Raw genomic sequence first — 17,912 nt, forward strand, 5'->3', positions numbered from 1 at the left:
CATGTCGATGAATCGAACAAGAGGGGAGTACGAACATGGATACAGCTGTGACTGTAAAAGACGTGACGCAAGTTTATGTGACCGAGGAGCGAGCAACACTTGCTGTAGAGCAAATCAATTTTGCTATCCAGCGGGGTGAATTCGTTAGTTTGATCGGCCCAAGCGGCTGTGGGAAGACAACTCTCTTGTCGATCATTGCCGGGCTCATTCGTCCGACAGTGGGCACTGTGACTGTTGCGGGAGGGATCGTGAACGGTCCATCGACAAGGGTGGGTTATATGCTTCAGCAGGATTATTTATTCCCGTGGCGGACGATCGAAGATAATGCTTGTATGGGTTTAGAAATCACAGGAACGTTAACCAAAGAGAAGAAACAGGGTGTGCTTCATTTATTGGATGAGATGGGGCTGCTCGGCTTCAAAGATTATTATCCTGCTCAGCTATCCGGGGGCATGCGTCAGCGAGTCGCGTTAGTACGAACATTAGCCACAGAGCCTGAACTGCTTCTGCTGGATGAACCGTTCTCTGCGCTCGATTATCAAACCAAGTTACAATTGGAGGATTTGGTTGTAGAGACTCTACGTGCGAAGAAGAAGACTGCACTCCTCGTGACACATGATATCTCTGAGGCAATAGCGATGAGTGATCGTATTATTGTGCTGAATCCTAATCCGGGACGAATTCGCAAAGAATTTATAATTCCGCAGGATATTCGGTCTTCCGTGCCTTTCGCAGCACGGGAACTGCCCGATTTCCATGTACTATTTCGAATGATTTGGCAGGAGTTTGGGGGCGTGCATCATGAGTGATGATCAGCAGCAGGCGCGTCTCAACGAAAACGCGGACGACAAGCTAACTCAGCATGTTCATCAGCAATTTTTGGCTGTAAGGAAAAAGAAAACGAACTATGTAAGGCTTGTTCAACTAGCCATCCTACTGTTGTTTTTTTTCTTCTGGGAAATGGCGGCCCGTTTAAAGTGGATCGACGTGCTGCTTTTTAGTTATCCAACGAAAGTTTTCAAGCTGCTCTGGGATAAACTCCTTGATGGCAGCCTCCTTCCGCATGTGGGCGTAACGGTTGTTGAGACCATTATCGGCTTTGTGTTAGGCACTTTGTTCGGTACGGCGTTAGCTGTTGTGATTTGGTGGTCGCCGTTTCTCTCCCGCGTGCTTGATCCTTATATTGTCGTGCTGAATAGTATGCCAAAAGTAGCGCTTGGACCGTTATTTATTGTAGGTTTGGGTCCTGGCTTGCTTTCGATTATTGCAACTACACTTTCGATAACAGTTATTATCACAACCCTAGTCGTTTACGGGAGCTTCAAAGAGGTGGATACCAACTATGTGAAGGTCGTCACTTTATTGGGGGGTAATCAGCGCAAAGTGTTCTTAAAAGCTATTTTACCCGCTTCATTCCCCGCCATCGTCTCGACGTTGAAAGTGAATGTAGGCCTCGCATGGATCGGTGTGATCGTAGGCGAATTTCTCGTATCGCAAATGGGTCTTGGGTATTTGATTATATACGGTTTTCAAGTGTTTAATTTTACACTAGTTATCTCTACGTTGTTCGTCATTGCCATTGTGGCTACAGTTATGTATCAAATTGTGTCCAATTTGGAAAAAAGAATGACAAAATATCGATAAGTCTTGCCACATTTTGCCCAAAATGAAATAATGAGCCCATAGTTAAAACCAGCAAAGAGGTGAAAAAGCTATGGGCTTTCGTGTGCTCAAAACAGCGCTAGCGGTCGTTATAGCGATGTATCTAGCGCACGTATTCGAGATACAATCGCCAGCGGCAGCGGGGCTTCTCGCTATTCTGGGTATAGAAGTAACGAAGAAAAAAGGGATTCAAAGCGCACTTCAACGGATCGCAGCTTCCATGCTCGCACTTCTCACAGGCTCTCTTCTTTTTATGGTATTGGGGTTCCATGTGTGGGTTGTCAGTATATTCATCCTCGTCGTGTTTCCCGTCCTGCATCGGCTGCGGATTACGGAGGGTGCGGTGACCGGGGCAGTTGTCATGCTGCATCTCTTCGCCTATGAATCTGCCGGATGGACGGCGGTTCTGAATGAAATTTATCTTCTGCTCATTGGATTGGGTACAGCGACACTCATCAATATCGCCTATATGCCAAAGACGGATAAAGCGATCGAAGGGCATAAACAAAGAATCGAGGCGCTATTCTCAGATATTTTCATAAACATGGCTAAGCATTTGAGAGACAATACCGTTGTCTGGGATGGCAAAGAGCTTTTGGAAGTAAGTGAAGAGATTAATCAAGGGGCAGGGCTGGCTAAACGTACGATGGAGAATACACTCATTTTCGGAGGGGACCCCTACTTGCAGATATATTTCTTTATGAGGGGTGAGCAATTGGAGTCGATCCACCGGATGATCGATTTAGTTGCCCAGGTGTATCAAACTTTGCCGCAGGGAGAGTGGGTGGCAGCGATTCTTGAAGATATTAGTCAATCAGTCAAGGAAGACTATTATACTGGTGATGCCGAGAAAGAATTACAAGCATTGGATGCTCGATATAAACAGCTGCCTTTGCCAGAAAGCCGAGGAGAATTCGAGGTGCGATCTGCCATTTTACAGCTTAACAGGGAGCTTATGCAGTACTTATCTATCGCCAAAAAGCAAAAAAAACAGCGCCCAGAGGCGGGTTGACTCTTAAAGATATGAGTATTTTTATATCGTAAAAATAATATAAAATAATTGTCACTCTAGACTACTGTCCTGCATACACTTGTAATGAATGATTGTATGGAGGAGGTTGAAAGGATGTCATTAGATAAAGATTTGCAATGCAGAGAGATCATTACAAAGGCTGTCTGCGGTAAAGGTCGCAAATTTTCGCATGTAAGTCATACCGTGACTCCGCCCTTTTCTCCGACCAGTATATTGGGCGCTTGGATTATTAATAATCAATTCGAGGCGATCCAATCCGGAGAGGGCGTAGAGGTAGTTGGTACTTACGATATCAACATCTGGTATTCTTACGATCGTAACACCAAAACAGACGTAGCAAAAGAAACCGTTTCTTATGTAGAAATCGTTGGGCTAAGCTATCTGGACAAAAAACATAAGCCGACGACAGCCGAAGTTTCTGCTGTCGCGACGCAAGAGCCTAACTGTGTGGAAGCTAGTATCTCTTCAAGTGGCGACAGCGTCATCATTCGGGTAGAACGCGAGTTCTCAGTCGAGCTAATTGCCGAAACGAAAGTCTGTGTAGTCGTTTGCACCAACGGCTGCAATGACTTCGACGACAAGCATGTAGATTTCGATGACAGCGGCGATGGAGATTTCGAGGATCTGGACGCCGATCTGCTTGAGGACGAATTGGATTAAGGAATCTTATACGCCAGTGTATGCGGGTGAAAGAGGTTCGGCAGAGGGCATTTGCCCTCTTTTTTGTTTTATTTCAATAAATGGGCGGTTCTATCAGATGCAGGGACTGTGAGGATGGAATGAGAACGGAGAAGGGGCAAAATGGATGGAAACATTCTTACTGCACGCACAGGAAAAAGAAGCGCTGGAGTTAGCGAATCTCATTCGCATACCCAGTGGATCAAGGCTTCCGGTCGATTGGCGAGGTCAGGTCGTCATTCATTGGGGAGCTGCTCATGATGAGTGGCCGCAGAAGCCGGCGCTGCAGCCCATCAGGGCGACTCTTAGGGCACAGACGCGTTCGAAGCGGGAAGAACTGCTTCATTTGCACGGCATCAAGACGGTAGCTTGGCTGAATGGCCGAAGTGCCAAGGAAGAAAGGTTGATATTTACACATAAATATAAGGTAGCTGTATTTCATCTACAGACATTGGTTGTTTATGAGAAGAAGGAGACGCTTCTGTTATCAGAAAAAGCTCTCTATGATCAAAGACAATTAAATGCCAGCTCAGCTTACATAGAAGTTACACCAGATCGTGCGAATTTTCATGTCCGTAGGGCCAGCCGTGAGTCTGTAAAATCTGTCTATGCGCTCGGCCTAGACTATGGCCTTGTCACCATAGGTGTGCTGCCTAGCGGGCACACCTTGGTATTGGATGTGGATCCCGTTCCTAAGCTGAACGGGAAGCTGGCGCAGTTATTCGCGCAGGCGATCGATCGCTATGAGATCGCCATCGCGAAGGAGCTGGGGCGCAAGGAGCGGGCGATGCTCGGCAGCGACCCGGAGTTCCTGCTGCTCAGCCCGCAGGGCAAAGTCGTCTTCGCCGACCGCTTCCTGACGCGGGACGGCGAAGTCGGCTGCGATGCCGTCGTGCTCAGCGGGCATCGCTTGATCTTGCCGCTGGCGGAGCTTCGGCCGCAGCCAAGCACAGACCCGCGCGAGCTGGCGAGGAACCTGCGGTCTACGATGCAGCTCGCCGCGCGGAAAATCGACGACGAGAGCCTCTCGTGGCTCTCAGGCGGCATGCCGGTGGGGGGCTACCCCCTCGGCGGACATATCCACTTCAGCCGCTGCTGGCTGAATGGGCATTTACTGCGCGCGCTCGATAACTACCTCGCGCTGCCCTTGATCTTGATCGAGGGCGAGACGACACGGGAGCGACGCCCTCGGTACGGCTTCCTTGGCGACTTCCGCAAGAAGTCGCATGGGGGCTTCGAGTACCGCACCCTGCCGAGCTGGATGCAGTCGCCTGATATTACGCGCGGTGTGTTCGCGCTAGCCTCGCTCATTGCTGACAATTACTGGTTGCTGCCTCGGCAGCCCTTGCAGGAACCGGATATTCAAGCAGCCTACTATCGTGGGGATAAGCAACGGCTTCAAGCCATAGTCGCGAAGCTTTGGCAGGATCTTGAGCAGCTGAAGGGCTATGACCTTTTCGCCGCGGTTTTGGAACGTCTCCGAGAAAGAATCACCTCAATGGAGCCATGGAACGAAAGAGCTGATTTTCGCAAAGCTTGGAAAATTGCACCCTACCATCGTAAAGAAGCTTTTGAAGAACAAATCATGTTATAATAGTGTATCTATAAGAGATTTGAAATGGTTGTAGTCTTTGCATTGGGATTCCCATTTTGATGCTGCATTTACAGTTAGATAAGAGCCTCCAGAAGCTGCTATTTTACATATAAGTGATGCAAGTTTGATGGATAGCAGTCTTTAGAGGCTCTTATTTCCGGTATTCATTAGAAAATCAAGCGTATTTGATTAAATAAGAGCCTCCAGAAGCTTCTATTTTGGTTAAAAGCGATAAAAGTGGATGGATAGCAGTCTTTAGGGGCTCTTAACCGACTCGGAACAAACTTACTTAATTAGTCAAAGCTCAATAACTCTCCTCATCCAATTAGAGTAAGCATCAGGCTTAAACTTGTCTTTTCTCTTTGAAGAAGGCTGGGTTATTGAAGCCTCTGACATTCTTTTTTGTCCACATATGAAAATGAAGTTTGGTAATTTCATAGATTTTGATAATGAATATAGTGATTGGTTGGAGGAACGCAAGGTGGCCCAATATACGCCGATGATTCAGCAATACTTGACCGTGAAGGCGCAAGTCCCGGATGCTTTTTTGTTTTTTCGTCTGGGTGATTTCTATGAAATGTTTTTTGATGATGCGATCAATGCTTCACGAGAGTTGGAGATTACGTTAACAGGTAGAGAAGGCGGCGGCGACGAGAAAATCCCTATGTGCGGTGTCCCTCATCACGCGGCGGACAATTACATGTCTCGGTTAATCGAGAAAGGGTATAAAGTCGCGATATGTGAGCAAGTTGAAGACCCTGCTGAAGCCAAAGGTGTGGTGCGACGTGAGATTGTTCGTATCGTTACGCCGGGGACCGTTATGGATAGCAAGCTTCTAGGCGAATCGAGCAACAATTACATCGTTTCCCTAGTGAGTCAGGAACACGGTTATGCCTTTACAGCATGCGATATTTCAACGGGGGAGCTATATACAACACGGCTTTCTAACTCATGGGAACTCGTCGTTGATGAGCTCAATGTATACAACCCTTCGGAGATTATTACGAATAATGCCTTATTAACGACAATTCGGGAAACAGGCCTCACTTGGGGACGCAGTACGGTGCTAACAGAGTGGACGCAAGTGGATGAAAAGCTGCTGGATGAGCATTTTGCTGAGGATGCCGCACTGCCTGCTTTATCCGCTCTGAACCGTCAAGGCGTTGCCTTGCTGCTTGCTTATTTGAAAGAAACGCAAAAACGAGCATTGACCCACGTGAAGCATATACGAGTATATGAGCCTGATCAATTCATGACGATGGACCCTTTTACGCGTAGAAATCTTGAACTCGTTGAAACGGTACGTGAACGAGCCAAAAAAGGTTCTTTGCTTTGGCTGCTCGACAAAACCGTAACAGCGATGGGCGCTCGGATGCTGCGCCGTTGGATCGAAAAGCCGCTAATGAGCGTATCACGCATAGAAGAGCGTCTGGAAGCTGTTAATCTGCTCTATAATCAGCTCATTATCAGAGAAGATGTGAAGCAAGCGTTGAAGGAAGTCTACGATTTGGAGCGTTTAGTTGCGCGTATTTCCTACGGGAATGCCAACGCCCGCGATATGATCGCCCTCAAGCACTCCTTGCAGCAGGTTCCGCTGCTTCAAGAAGTATGTGCAGCTTCCGGTTCCGAAACGCTTCGTAAACTCGTCGAAAATATGGATGCCTGTGAAGATGTTATGTCATGGATTACTAGTGCCATTGAGGACGAGCCTCCTGTATCCATTCGGGATGGCGGAATGATCCGCGAAGGCTACCAGCCATACTTAGATCAACTCCGGGAAGCAAGTAAGAACGGGAAGCAGTGGATCGCGGAGCTCGAGCGTCAGGAGCGGGAGGCGACGGGCATCAAGTCGCTTAAAATCGGCTACAACAAAGTGTTCGGTTACTTTATTGAGGTCACCAAGGCGAACATGTCCGCACTGCAGGAAGGCCGCTACGAGCGCAAGCAGACGCTTGCGAATGCCGAGCGCTACGTAACGCCAGAGCTCAAAGAGAAAGAAGCGCTCATTCTGGAAGCGCAGGATAAAATGATCGATCTGGAGTATGAGCTGTTCACGGAGCTTCGCGACCGGATCTCCGAGCATATCTCCAGATTACAGAAGCTGGCGGAAGTGATTGCTACCGCCGACGTTTATCAGTCGCTGGCCACGGTCAGCGCGGCGCATCACTACCGCAAGCCGGAGATCGGCGAAGGCTTTGATCTCGAGATTGAAGAAGGCCGCCACCCTGTAGTGGAGGCGGTTATTCAAGACGGCTCGTTCATCGCGAACGAAACGAGCCTGCTGCTGGATGAGGGCCGCATACTGCTTATTACCGGACCGAACATGGCCGGTAAGAGTACATATATGCGGCAAGTGGCCGTGATCTGTCTGATGGCGCAGATTGGCTGTTTCGTACCTGCCAGATCTGCGCGCATTCCGGTCACCGACCGCATCTTTACGCGGATCGGTGCTGCCGATGATCTGATCGGCGGTCAGAGTACGTTCATGGTCGAGATGATGGACATCCAAGTGATGACTGAGAAAGCGACCAGCAAGAGCCTCGTCATCATCGATGAGCTCGGCCGCGGCACCTCGACCGGGGAAGGGATGGCGATCGCGCAGGCGGTCATCGAGTTCCTGCATGACCGGATCGGCTGCAAGACGCTCGTTTCGACGCATTTCCACGAGCTTGCGCATCTGGAAGAAAGCCTCGGGCATCTGCGCAATCACTGCATGGCCGTGAAAGAGAGCGGCAGGCAGGTGACCTTCCTGCGCAAGCTTATTCCCGGGGCAGCGAGTACGAGTTACGGCATCTACTGTGCCGAAATCGCGGGGCTGCCCAATGCCATCATTCAGCGCTCCTATGAGCTGCTGAATGGGTTTGAAGAGCGGGCGGCGGGTGCTGCGCAGATCGCTGCAGCGACAGCTGCCGTCCCGCAAGCGGCAGCTCCCATACAGCAGCTGTCCCTCTTCGCTGAGGACAGCACGGCAAACACGGCTGTCAAGAAGAAGCAGCCGGACAGCAAATCTCAGCTGGTGCTCGACCAGCTGAAAGGGATCGATTTAATCAATATGACGCCGCTGCAGGCGCTTAATTTAGTATACGAATGGAAGCAAAAGCTGCAATAAGCTTGCTTTCCTACTATATATTCGAGGAGAGACGCACATGAAAGATCAACCAAGAATGAAAACTATGAAGGTTACCCTAGCACTGGCGTCGGCTCTTATAACGATTCTACCCTTGAATGCTTCGGCACAAGAAGATTTACAAACACAGCAAGTCAGAGAAATCATTGGCAAGCTGCATGTGAGTGGTATAACAGAAGAAGCGCTAGCCAATCAAAGCATTAAGCAAATGGTAGAAGGACTGAAGGACCCATATACCGTCTTTTTCAGCCAAGAAGAGTACGGTCAGTTCTCCAGCTCCTTAGAAAATAATTATGTCGGTATGGGCGCTCGAATCGGAATTGATGACAAAGGCGTGTATTTATCCGAGGTGTTTGCAGGTTCATCTGCCGAATCAGCGGGCTTGCAGCGCGATGACTATGTCCGTGCCGTGGATGGCGCTCCTGCTTCTACGACCTCTATTGATGAAGTCAGAAACAAAATCGTTGGTGTAGCGGGGACGAAGGTTAATGTTACGGTTCAACGCGGTGACAAAGAATTAACCGTCGAGATTACGCGTAAAGGGATCAATGTACCTGAAGTGTATAGCAAGAGCTTCACGAATGGTGTTGGATACATTCAAATAACGGATTTCTCAAGCGATGCGGACGAGGATTTTGGTAAACAGCTTACGGATCTGCAGGCAAAAGGATTGAAATCTTTGATTCTAGATGTTCGTAATAATCCAGGAGGTCTTGTGGATACGGCTCAGAACATTGCCAAGCATTTTGTCAAAGAAGGCGTTCTGATTCATACAAGAGACCGCAATGGTGTGGATGATCCAGTGTTAATCACGGGCGGAACGGAATTGTCTATTCCTGTTTACATTTTAGCCAATGAGTATAGCGCAAGCGCTTCGGAAGTGCTGTCAGGCGCTCTGCAGGACTACAATGTTGCCAAAGTGATCGGTATGCAAACGTACGGCAAAGGAAGTGTACAACAACTTTATCAATTGGATAAAGACAGTGCGCTGAAAGTGACGGTTGAAGAGTACTTAACGCCGAATAAGCGTAAAGTGAACAAAGTCGGGATCACACCGGACATCAAAGTGGACGGGACTTCTGCTCAATTGATTACCGCATTACAGACAGTAGGGATCACAGATATTAACGTCGAGATTTCCAAGCACAAAGTAACCTATAACGGCGTAGAAATAGGAAGTGGATTCGGGAATTTCCATGAAAATGGAAAATTATACGCATCAACACGCGGCCTAGCGGCACTTGTTGGAGCTTCGATTACATGGAACGAGGCGACTCGCACGGTCGATATTTCTGATACTAAAGGAACGCATGCCATTCCTGTAGAGGCGGACAAGCTAATCATTGAAAATGGGACTAGCTACGTCAATGTTGATCTTTTCGATGATTATTTTCCACAGCTCCAAGTGAAGGATCAAGGGGAGAATGTTTCCATCCGTGCTGTAAAGGGGAACTAAGAATTATGGGTAAAATCCAGCTCTTAAGCGAACATATTGCGAACCAAATCGCCGCAGGGGAAGTCGTTGAACGACCTTCTTCTGTGGTGAAAGAACTCATCGAGAACTCGGTGGATGCCGGCAGTACTCGGATTGATGTGACGATTGAAGAGGGCGGTCTTCAGCTGATTCGGGTGTCCGATAACGGCTCTGGAATGGCTTTGGAAGATTGCGAATTAGCTTTTCAGCGTCATGCCACAAGTAAAATTGCGACAAGCAAAGATTTATTCTCGATACGAACATTAGGCTTCCGTGGCGAGGCTTTGCCGAGTATAGCGTCCGTGTCTAGGCTTGAGTGCGTAACTAGCTCTACGAACGATGGATTAGGTCGGAAAATTTCCATTGAAGGCGGCACGATTCGCAGTGTCGAAGAAACGGCAGCTTCACGTGGGACCGAAGTGTCAGTGAGGGAATTATTTTATAACACACCGGCACGGTTGAAATATATGAAAACGATCCAGACCGAGCTTGGCCATATCTCTGATTATTTGTATAGATTAGCGTTGGCTCACCCGGGCATCGCCTTCTCGTTGAAACATAATAGCAATCTCCTGCTTCAAACGTTGGGCAACGGAGACTTGCTACAGGTCATCGCCGGCATTTACGGCACGGCTATCGGCAAACAAATGCTTCCTATCCAAGTGGAAAGCTTGGATTATACGATCTCGGGCTTCGTGGCGAAGCCCGAAATGACCCGCGCGAACCGTGGCGGCATCTCGACCATTGTGAATGGTCGTTACGTGCGCAACTTCGCGCTGAATCAAGCGCTGCTGCAGGGTTATCATACCCTGCTGCCGATCAACCGCTATCCCGTGGCTGTGCTGCACATCGGGATGGATCCTGCCTTAGTGGATGTGAATGTGCATCCATCTAAGCTTGAGGTCCGCTTCAGTAAAGAAGCGGAGCTAACCGCGTTAATCGAAGCCGAAGTGAAGCGGCTATTTGGAAGGCAGGTGCTGATCCCGCAAGGGATGAAGCCAGCAGCCCCGAAAGGCGCATACGTACAAGAGCAGCTTGAGCTTACAAGAACGGTTGAGCCAGGAGCTGGATTAAGCTCATCAACGCCGGCAGTTTCAGCTGCGATACCTACATCGCTTCCTGATTCTACGATACAACGTGTATCCGTGGATTTGGACAGCATGCTTTTTCCGCAAGTGAAGGAGGCCGTTACATCGTATCGACCAGAATCGGTGTCAACTTCCCGGCCACCTGCTGCAGAACCGCAAAGAAGCTCCACAGCTTCAGGAGTTTCTGGAGCTTCGGGAGCTTCCTATTCGAGCCGTCCGTCATCGTCATCAAACAACAGCTACTCATCTCCTGCTGTAAGCAATCCCAGAAGTACGTCCATCCAGCAGCAGCGCCGGACGAACGAAGCGTTCATGGACCTACTTCCTTCGAAACAGGAAGGCGAGGCTCCTATGCTTCCCGCTTTTCCAAGATTGGACCCGATCGGTCAAATGCATGGCACTTATTTGGTCGCCCAAAACGAAGAAGGCCTGTTCCTGATTGATCAGCATGCTGCGCATGAGCGAATTAATTATGAATATTATTACGAGCGTTTTGGCAATCCTGCTGAGGCGAGCCAAGAATTACTCGTCCCTATTACTTTAGAGTTTACACCATCAGAAGCAGGTATTATTGCCGAGAAGCTGTCGCTTTTTGAGCAGGCAGGCGTGTATATGGAGGCTTTCGGAGGGAACACGTTTCTGGTCCGTGCGCATCCACACTGGTTTCCGTCAGGAGAAGAGAAGGGGATCGTCGAAGAAATGTGTGAGTGGGTCCTCAGCGAAAAAAAGGCTGTGGACATCGCCAAACTAAGAGAAAAGGCGGCTATTATGTGCTCTTGCAAAGCATCGATCAAAGCGAATCAAGGATTAAGTGTTCTTGAGATGGAAACGCTGATCGACCGGCTGTCAGGGTGCCGTAACCCTTACACATGCCCGCATGGACGGCCAATCGTCGTCAGCTTTACGACTTATGAACTGGAAAAAATGTTTAAGAGAGTGATGTAAACCCGTGTTAGTGACAACTTCGTATAATCCGTCCAGTGATTTATTGGACAAAGCAGTGCGATTGGCTGCTGCGTATGGCGGCCGAGTCGTGTCCCGAAGGAAGTATTCTTTGGAACATCTTAGGAATAATTATAAGGATGATTCCGTTCTGCTTGTGACCAGAGATGAGATCAGGTACTATGGAGATGACCAACCTGCGTACTTTTTTCATCCCAGTATGGCCCTTGTTCGTGTCAAACGTATGCAGCGAGGCGAGGCCGACTTATTAATCGAGGCTTCCGGTACAGGAATTGGCGATCATATCGTGGATTGTACAGCAGGATTAGCGTCGGATTCTATCGTGTTCTCATTTGCTGTTGGCCCACAGGGAAGCGTCACGGCACTTGAAAGCGAAAAGATTCCAGCTATGTTGATTCAAGAAGGTTTAGCCGTTTATGAATCGGAAATTCCCGAGCTTAACGAGGCAATGAGGCGCATCACGGTTAGAAAGACACATCACCTCGCGTATTTGCAGCAACTGGCACCGCAAAGCGTAGATGTTGTCTATTTTGATCCGATGTTTCGCAGTCCGATTGAGGAATCTCAAGCGATCTCTCATCTTAGACGCAATGCGAACGATGAAGCTGTCAGTGTGGCATCTATCGAAGAGGCTAAAAGAGTTGCACGCAAGAGCATTGTGCTCAAAGAAAACAGAGACAGTAAAGAATTTGTCCGGCTCGGGTTCGAGCATGTATTGCGATCGACGACCAAAACAACGTATGGAGTGATTCGACTGTGTTAGCCCCACCAGCCAAGCCGAAATTACTCGTGCTACTAGGTCCCACGGCAGTTGGTAAGACCAAGCTAAGTTTAGAAATTGCTCAGAAGTTTGGCTGCGAAATTATTTCCGGAGATTCCATGCAGGTGTATCGAGGTATGGATATTGGAACAGCCAAAGCGAGTGAAGCGGAGCAGATGCTTGTCCCGCATCATTTGATTGATATTCATGATCCTTCTTATCCCTTTTCGGCGGCGGAGTTTCAAGAGCGTGTAAAGGCTTTGATTCTGGACATTCATTCACGTGGGAAGCTTCCATTTATTGTTGGAGGTACAGGCCTTTATATCGAGTCTGTGTGTTATGATTATCAATTCACGGAAGTCAGTATGGATGAAGCGTTCCGCCAAGAGCAGGAAGCGTTCGCCACTGAGCATGGGGACGAGGCGCTGCATCAGAAGCTGCGTAAAATTGATCCTGAGAGCGCTAATCGACTTCATGCCAACGATCGTAGACGCGTAATACGAGCTCTTGAGATTTATTATATCTCTGGTGAAACGATGACAACCCATTTGGCGTCCCAGAAAAAAGAGTCTCCCTACGAACTATGTATCATTGGATTGACGATGGATCGTGCACGGCTGTACAAGCGTATTGAGGAACGTATCGATGCGATGATGCAGGAGGGGCTTATCGAGGAAGTTCAATCGATTCTAGCCGCAGGCTGTCCAAAACAGGCGATTTCCATGCAAGCACTCGGTTACAAAGAAATCGTCAGCTATTTGGAAGGTGAATTGAGTTTAGAGGAAGCGGTAACGCTGCTCAAGCGTGACACGCGCCGATTTGCTAAGCGCCAATTGTCATGGTTTCGGCATATGAAAGACATTCATTGGGTGGATGTGACGGAATCAGCAAATTTTTCTGCCCATTTCCAAATTATTAATGATATACTAGCAGGAAAGTTTGTACATAAAATTGAATATAATTAACAAATACACCAATAGAAAATAGCGCCTTCTGGCGATAGTTTCATTCCATTAAGGGGGACCACTGATGAACAGATCCATTAATATCCAGGACAATTTTCTTAATCAACTACGTAAAGAAAGCATTCCCGTTACCGTATATTTAACCAATGGGTTTCAAATCAGAGGACTAATTCGCGCTTTTGACAACTTCACGATCATCATTGACAGTGAAGGCCGTCAACAAATGGTTTACAAACATGCTATCTCTACCTTCACTCCACAACGCGCTGTTTCTTTAATGGCTGCTGCTGAAGCAGCAGAGTAATCCGCTCTTCGTTTCTCAATTTTGCAACTTTTTAATGGACTGAATCGTCTAACTGAATAGAAACTTGTGGGAGCAACCTTGTTTAAGGTTGTTCTTTTGTTGGTTACAACATAGAGAAATGAACAACGAGGGAGTCGATGGATTTGGAGAAACCTACGAAAAGGCAAACAACTGCGAATACAAAGACGAAGCCGCAAGGAAGCAGCAAGGGCTCAAAGAAAAAGGGATTTAATGTTCGCCAATTTATTATGGGTTCAATTATTGCAGCCATTCTGGCTATTATCTGTGCAATGGCTATTTATATCGTCGTTATTATGAGCGGCTTCAGAATTCTCGATAACAACATTGATAAGATTGATACGGCCAGTGAATCGACGCTTATTTATGCGCAAGAAGAAGGCAAAGATAAGCCTGCAACGGAAATTGGTAAAATCTATAAAGGCGAAAATCGAGAAAGTGTGAACATCAAGGATGTTCCAGAGCGATTAAAGCAAGCGTTCATTGCAACGGAAGATCGTCGGTTTAACGAGCATGCGGGTGTTGATTTAAGAGCCATTGGCAGAGCACTTGTCACAGATATTATTCATATGAGTGCTGTAGAGGGCGGGAGTACAATTACCCAGCAACTCGCTAAGAACGTATTTCTGAGTTCCGAGAAAACCGCTTTCCGTAAAGCGACGGAGATGTCAATTGCTTTTGCTTTGGATGAACGGTTTAGTAAGGATGAAATTCTTGAAAAATATTTAAATCGTATTTTCTTTGGTAGTAACGCTTACGGCATTAAAGCGGCAGCCAAGGTTTATTTCGGGAAATCCAACTTGAATGAATTAAAAGTATGGGAAATGGCTACACTCGCAGCTTTACCGAAGGCTCCGTCGAGATACTCGCCGCTTGCTCATCCTGACTTATCGAAGGAACGTCGTGCTGTCGTTCTTAGGCTGATGACCGACCAAGGCTATATTACAGAGGCCGAGCGTGCGGAAGCCGCAGCAGTGGATTATGTTCCGCCAGCAGCAGCTAGTCAAGGCACGAAGGATTACGCGTCTTTCTTGGACTATGTTGTGGATGAAGCTGAAAATATGTATGGCATCGATGAAGATGAATTGCTGACCAAAGGCTACCGCATCTATACGACTATGAATCCGAAAGCGCAAAAAGTGATGGAGCAGACTTATGCAAATCCAAGCTTTTTCCAGAAGGATGCTTCTGATGGTCAAAAGATTCAGAGTGCCATGGTTATTGTGGATAACAAAACAGGCGGTTTGATGGCGCTGATAGGCGGCCGGGATTACAAACAAAGAGGCTTCAGTCGCGTGTATTCCAAAAGACAGCCAGGCTCTTCGTATAAGCCGATAGCGGCTTACGGTCCAGCGTTGGAGAGCGGGAAGTATACGCCGTATTCCATCATGGATGATACGCAGACGTCTTTCGGTAACGGGACTTACTCCCCCCGTAACTATGACCGTGTGACGCATGGGCATGTAACGATGTTTGAGGCAGTCAAAAAGTCCTATAATTTGGCTCCTGTTTGGTTATTAGATCAAATTAAAGTGAACTCAGCAATTGATTTTGCCAAAAAAATCGGGGCTCCTCTCAATGAACAGAAGGACAAGAATTTGTCCATTGCGTTGGGCGGACTTACGGATGGCGTTTCTCCATTGCAAATGGCAACGGCATACACAGCTTTTGCTAACCAAGGATTGCAAAATAAAACGCATGCCATTCTACGCATTACGGATGCGCAAGGTAAGGAAATCGCCGCTTATAAGCCAGAGAAGAAACAGGTTATTCAACCTAAAACAGCATATTACATGACGCTGCTGCTTCAGGGCGTTGTTGAACCAGGCGGTACGGGGACCAAAGCGAAATTCAATCGTCCTGTTGCCGGCAAAACGGGTACAACTGGACTGGACATCAAGGGCATTGAACAATATGATCGTGATGTTTGGTTTGTCGGTTATACGCCTGAATGGACAGCAGCCGTTTGGGAAGGCTTCGATAAAGTGGATGCGAAGCACTATGTCACAATCGGCAGCGGAAGCCCGTCGGCTATCTTTAAAGAAGTGATGTCGAAGTCCTTAGAAGGCCGACCTGTGACGAATTTCGTGAAGCCTGATGGCGTACCTAATCTAACGGAACCGCCAAAAGGGATTACGGATTTAACTGCTGTGTATGCACCTGAAACGAAGGCTGTTAAATTAGTTTGGACCTCACTAGGAGAGAAGATCGCTTATCAGCTGTTCCGGAAAGGTACCAAAGACACAGAGCCGAAGATGCTGATTCAATCGGCAACACCTGAGGTGAATGATACGACTGTTAGCAGCGAAGAGACGTATCAATATTACGTTGTCCCGATTAATTTGGACTCAAACTTGGAAGGTGCCAAGTCAAATGTAGTTTCCGTCGAAATACCGAAGGATGGTACACTTCCTGACGGAAGCCAGCCGTCACCTTCGGTCTCGCCGTCTACATCTCCTGGTAAGGATCCTCTAGAGCCAACGCTGTCACCGGGTACGAAGCCTACGCCATCGCCCGGAAGCACCATTAAGCCTGGCGCTAGTCCGACTCCAAGTTCCAGCATCAGTCCAAGTCCTAGTCCTACTCCGTCACCGGCTAACAAGCCGGTTGATGGTACCGAGGAAAAGCCGAAGGATGGCAAGCAAAACGGGGGACAGATTATTGTGCCGAAGTTATAGTAACTTGTTACTTATATGGAGAAACAGCAACTATTTTAGTTTTAACTGTAACTTGCTATATAATAAAACTAGACCCGCAATTCGCGGGTCCCACACTAAACCTACATACTATTGACGGAGGAATTTTCAATGAACGTGCCTTTCAACATCCTTAAACCTACTAAGCTTCTCCCGCTTACGTTGATCGCGTTAACTTTAATCGCGTCGGCCTGCGGCAACAAACCTACTGAAACTGCCGGCGGCACAGCAACGCCTAAGAGCGGTGCAACGGCACCTGCTGCTTCTTCTGCAGCATCACCAGCGGCATCGCCAACTGCAGCTCCTAAGCAATGGAGCAAAGCGCCAGATATGACGATCGATCCGAACAAAACGTATCAAGCTGAAGTAACAACGTCTAAGGGAACGTTTACCATTGATCTGTTTGCTAAGGAAGCTCCGAAGACCGTTAACAATTTTGTGTTCCTGTCCAAAGAAGGCTTTTATAACAATGTGACGTTTCACCGCATTATTAAATCGTTCATGATTCAAACAGGAGATCCGCTTGGAACAGGCAGAGGCGGCCCCGGCTACAAGTTTGCAGATGAGCTGAAAACTTCGCATAAATATGAACCCGGCATTGTCGCGATGGCGAATTCCGGTCCTAATACGAATGGCAGTCAGTTTTTCATTTGTTCGGGAGAAGATTGTGCAAAAAGTTTAAATCAACAACCTAACTATTCAATTTTCGGTAAAGTAACACCAGAGGGTATGGCAACCATAGCTAAAATTGCCGAAACACCTGTTGAGATGGGTGGCGAATCCTCACCAAGCAAGCCAAAAGAAAAAGTAACGATTAACGCGATCGCCATTAAAGAAAAATAGAATATCATATTCTAAACATTGAAGGATGGATAGGAGAGAGAACCGCGTGAAAAAACCATGTTTATTATTCCATGGATTCACCGGTGGACCTTATGAGGTTGAGCCGTTAGCTCGGTATTTACGTGAACGCGGGCAGCTTTGTGAGGTTCCGAGACTCCCATGGAACGGAGAATCCCATCAACAATTAAGAGCATCGCATTGGGAAGATTGGGTACGCGAAGCTGAAGAGCATGCGGAGAGAATGACGATCCAGTATGGGACATTTGATATGGTAGGCTTCTCGATGGGGGGGCTGCTGGCCGCTTATTTATCTGTTCGATATCCAGTTCGTAGACTGATCCTTTTGAACACGGCAGTCATTTACGTCAGTCCTAGAAGAATGCTGGATGTCATTCGAGATGAGTGGAAGTATCAAAGGAAAATCAACTTTATGAAAGCGAAATCCACGCCGCTACGAGCTACCTGGCAGTTTACGCGACTTGTTCGGCATTTGAAACCAGAACTAAGTCAGGTAAGCATACCAACACTCATCGCTCAGTCTGAAAAAGATCAGGTAATTCATCCGCAAAGTGCGCGATACATCTATAGTAAGCTTAAAGGACAGCGCGAGCTTCATTGGCATTCCAGATCTAATCATTTGATATGTCTGAGTGAGGATGCAGGCACGTTGTTTCGTCAAGTTAGTGCATTTTTGGATAAGGAGTAGC

The 17,912-nt window shown here is 47.7% G+C and carries 14 protein-coding genes; all 14 read left to right on the forward strand.

All coding sequences use genetic code 11. The features are described 5' to 3' along the window. Positions 1-35 precede the first annotated feature (35 nt). Positions 36-809 carry an ABC transporter ATP-binding protein gene (locus tag QFZ80_RS11450; protein ID WP_307558965.1) on the forward strand — a complete coding sequence of 258 codons (774 nt, stop codon included), beginning with the start codon at positions 36-38 and terminating at the stop codon, positions 807-809. After that, entirely contained in the window at positions 802-1,644 is an 843-nt protein-coding gene (locus tag QFZ80_RS11455) for an ABC transporter permease (protein ID WP_307546582.1), read from the forward strand. The genes QFZ80_RS11450 and QFZ80_RS11455 overlap by 8 nt, the downstream gene beginning before the upstream one ends. Before the next feature lie 70 nt (positions 1,645-1,714). After that, positions 1,715-2,674 carry an aromatic acid exporter family protein gene (locus tag QFZ80_RS11460; RefSeq protein WP_307558967.1) on the forward strand — a complete coding sequence of 320 codons (960 nt, stop codon included), beginning with the start codon at positions 1,715-1,717 and terminating at the stop codon, positions 2,672-2,674. Between the two features lie 114 nt (positions 2,675-2,788). Further along, positions 2,789-3,355 carry an outer spore coat protein CotE gene (locus tag QFZ80_RS11465; RefSeq protein ID WP_307546578.1) on the forward strand — a complete coding sequence of 189 codons (567 nt, stop codon included), beginning with the start codon at positions 2,789-2,791 and terminating at the stop codon, positions 3,353-3,355. Between the two features lie 145 nt (positions 3,356-3,500). Then, positions 3,501-4,967 (forward strand): putative amidoligase domain-containing protein, encoded by a 1,467-nt coding sequence (locus QFZ80_RS11470; protein WP_307558969.1) that lies wholly within the window; start codon positions 3,501-3,503, stop codon positions 4,965-4,967. Positions 4,968-5,448: 481 nt separating this feature from the next. Then, a complete protein-coding gene (gene mutS / locus QFZ80_RS11475) occupies positions 5,449-8,076 on the forward strand; it encodes a DNA mismatch repair protein MutS (RefSeq protein ID WP_307564092.1) in 2,628 nt (875 codons plus the stop codon). Positions 8,077-8,113: 37 nt separating this feature from the next. Continuing rightward, entirely contained in the window at positions 8,114-9,550 is a 1,437-nt protein-coding gene (locus QFZ80_RS11480; RefSeq protein WP_307558971.1) for a S41 family peptidase, read from the forward strand. A 5-nt stretch (positions 9,551-9,555) separates the two neighbouring features. Further along, positions 9,556-11,601, forward strand: coding sequence for a DNA mismatch repair endonuclease MutL (mutL, locus tag QFZ80_RS11485; protein WP_307558973.1), 2,046 nt, complete (start codon positions 9,556-9,558; stop codon positions 11,599-11,601). A 4-nt stretch (positions 11,602-11,605) separates the two neighbouring features. Further along, positions 11,606-12,382 (forward strand): class I SAM-dependent methyltransferase, encoded by a 777-nt coding sequence (locus QFZ80_RS11490; RefSeq protein WP_307558976.1) that lies wholly within the window; start codon positions 11,606-11,608, stop codon positions 12,380-12,382. Beyond that, the gene (gene miaA, locus QFZ80_RS11495; protein WP_307558978.1) at positions 12,376-13,344 is read left to right on the forward strand and encodes a tRNA (adenosine(37)-N6)-dimethylallyltransferase MiaA; all 969 of its coding nucleotides are present in this window, start codon (positions 12,376-12,378) and stop codon (positions 13,342-13,344) included. The genes QFZ80_RS11490 and miaA overlap by 7 nt, the downstream gene beginning before the upstream one ends. 64 nt (positions 13,345-13,408) lie before the next feature. Continuing rightward, complete coding sequence (hfq, locus tag QFZ80_RS11500) at positions 13,409-13,648, forward strand: RNA chaperone Hfq (protein WP_307546563.1); 240 nt, start codon at positions 13,409-13,411, stop codon at positions 13,646-13,648. A 143-nt stretch (positions 13,649-13,791) separates the two neighbouring features. Continuing rightward, positions 13,792-16,344, forward strand: a complete 2,553-nt coding sequence (locus QFZ80_RS11505; protein ID WP_307558980.1) for a transglycosylase domain-containing protein — start codon at positions 13,792-13,794, stop codon at positions 16,342-16,344. Between the two features lie 129 nt (positions 16,345-16,473). Next, positions 16,474-17,205 (forward strand): peptidylprolyl isomerase, encoded by a 732-nt coding sequence (locus QFZ80_RS11510; protein WP_307546559.1) that lies wholly within the window; start codon positions 16,474-16,476, stop codon positions 17,203-17,205. Positions 17,206-17,251: 46 nt separating this feature from the next. Further along, positions 17,252-17,911 carry an alpha/beta hydrolase gene (locus QFZ80_RS11515; RefSeq protein ID WP_307546557.1) on the forward strand — a complete coding sequence of 220 codons (660 nt, stop codon included), beginning with the start codon at positions 17,252-17,254 and terminating at the stop codon, positions 17,909-17,911. Position 17,912 lies beyond the last annotated feature (1 nt).

Source organism: Paenibacillus sp. V4I7, from assembly GCF_030817275.1.
Taxonomy (GTDB): Bacteria; Bacillota; Bacilli; order Paenibacillales; family NBRC-103111; genus Paenibacillus_E.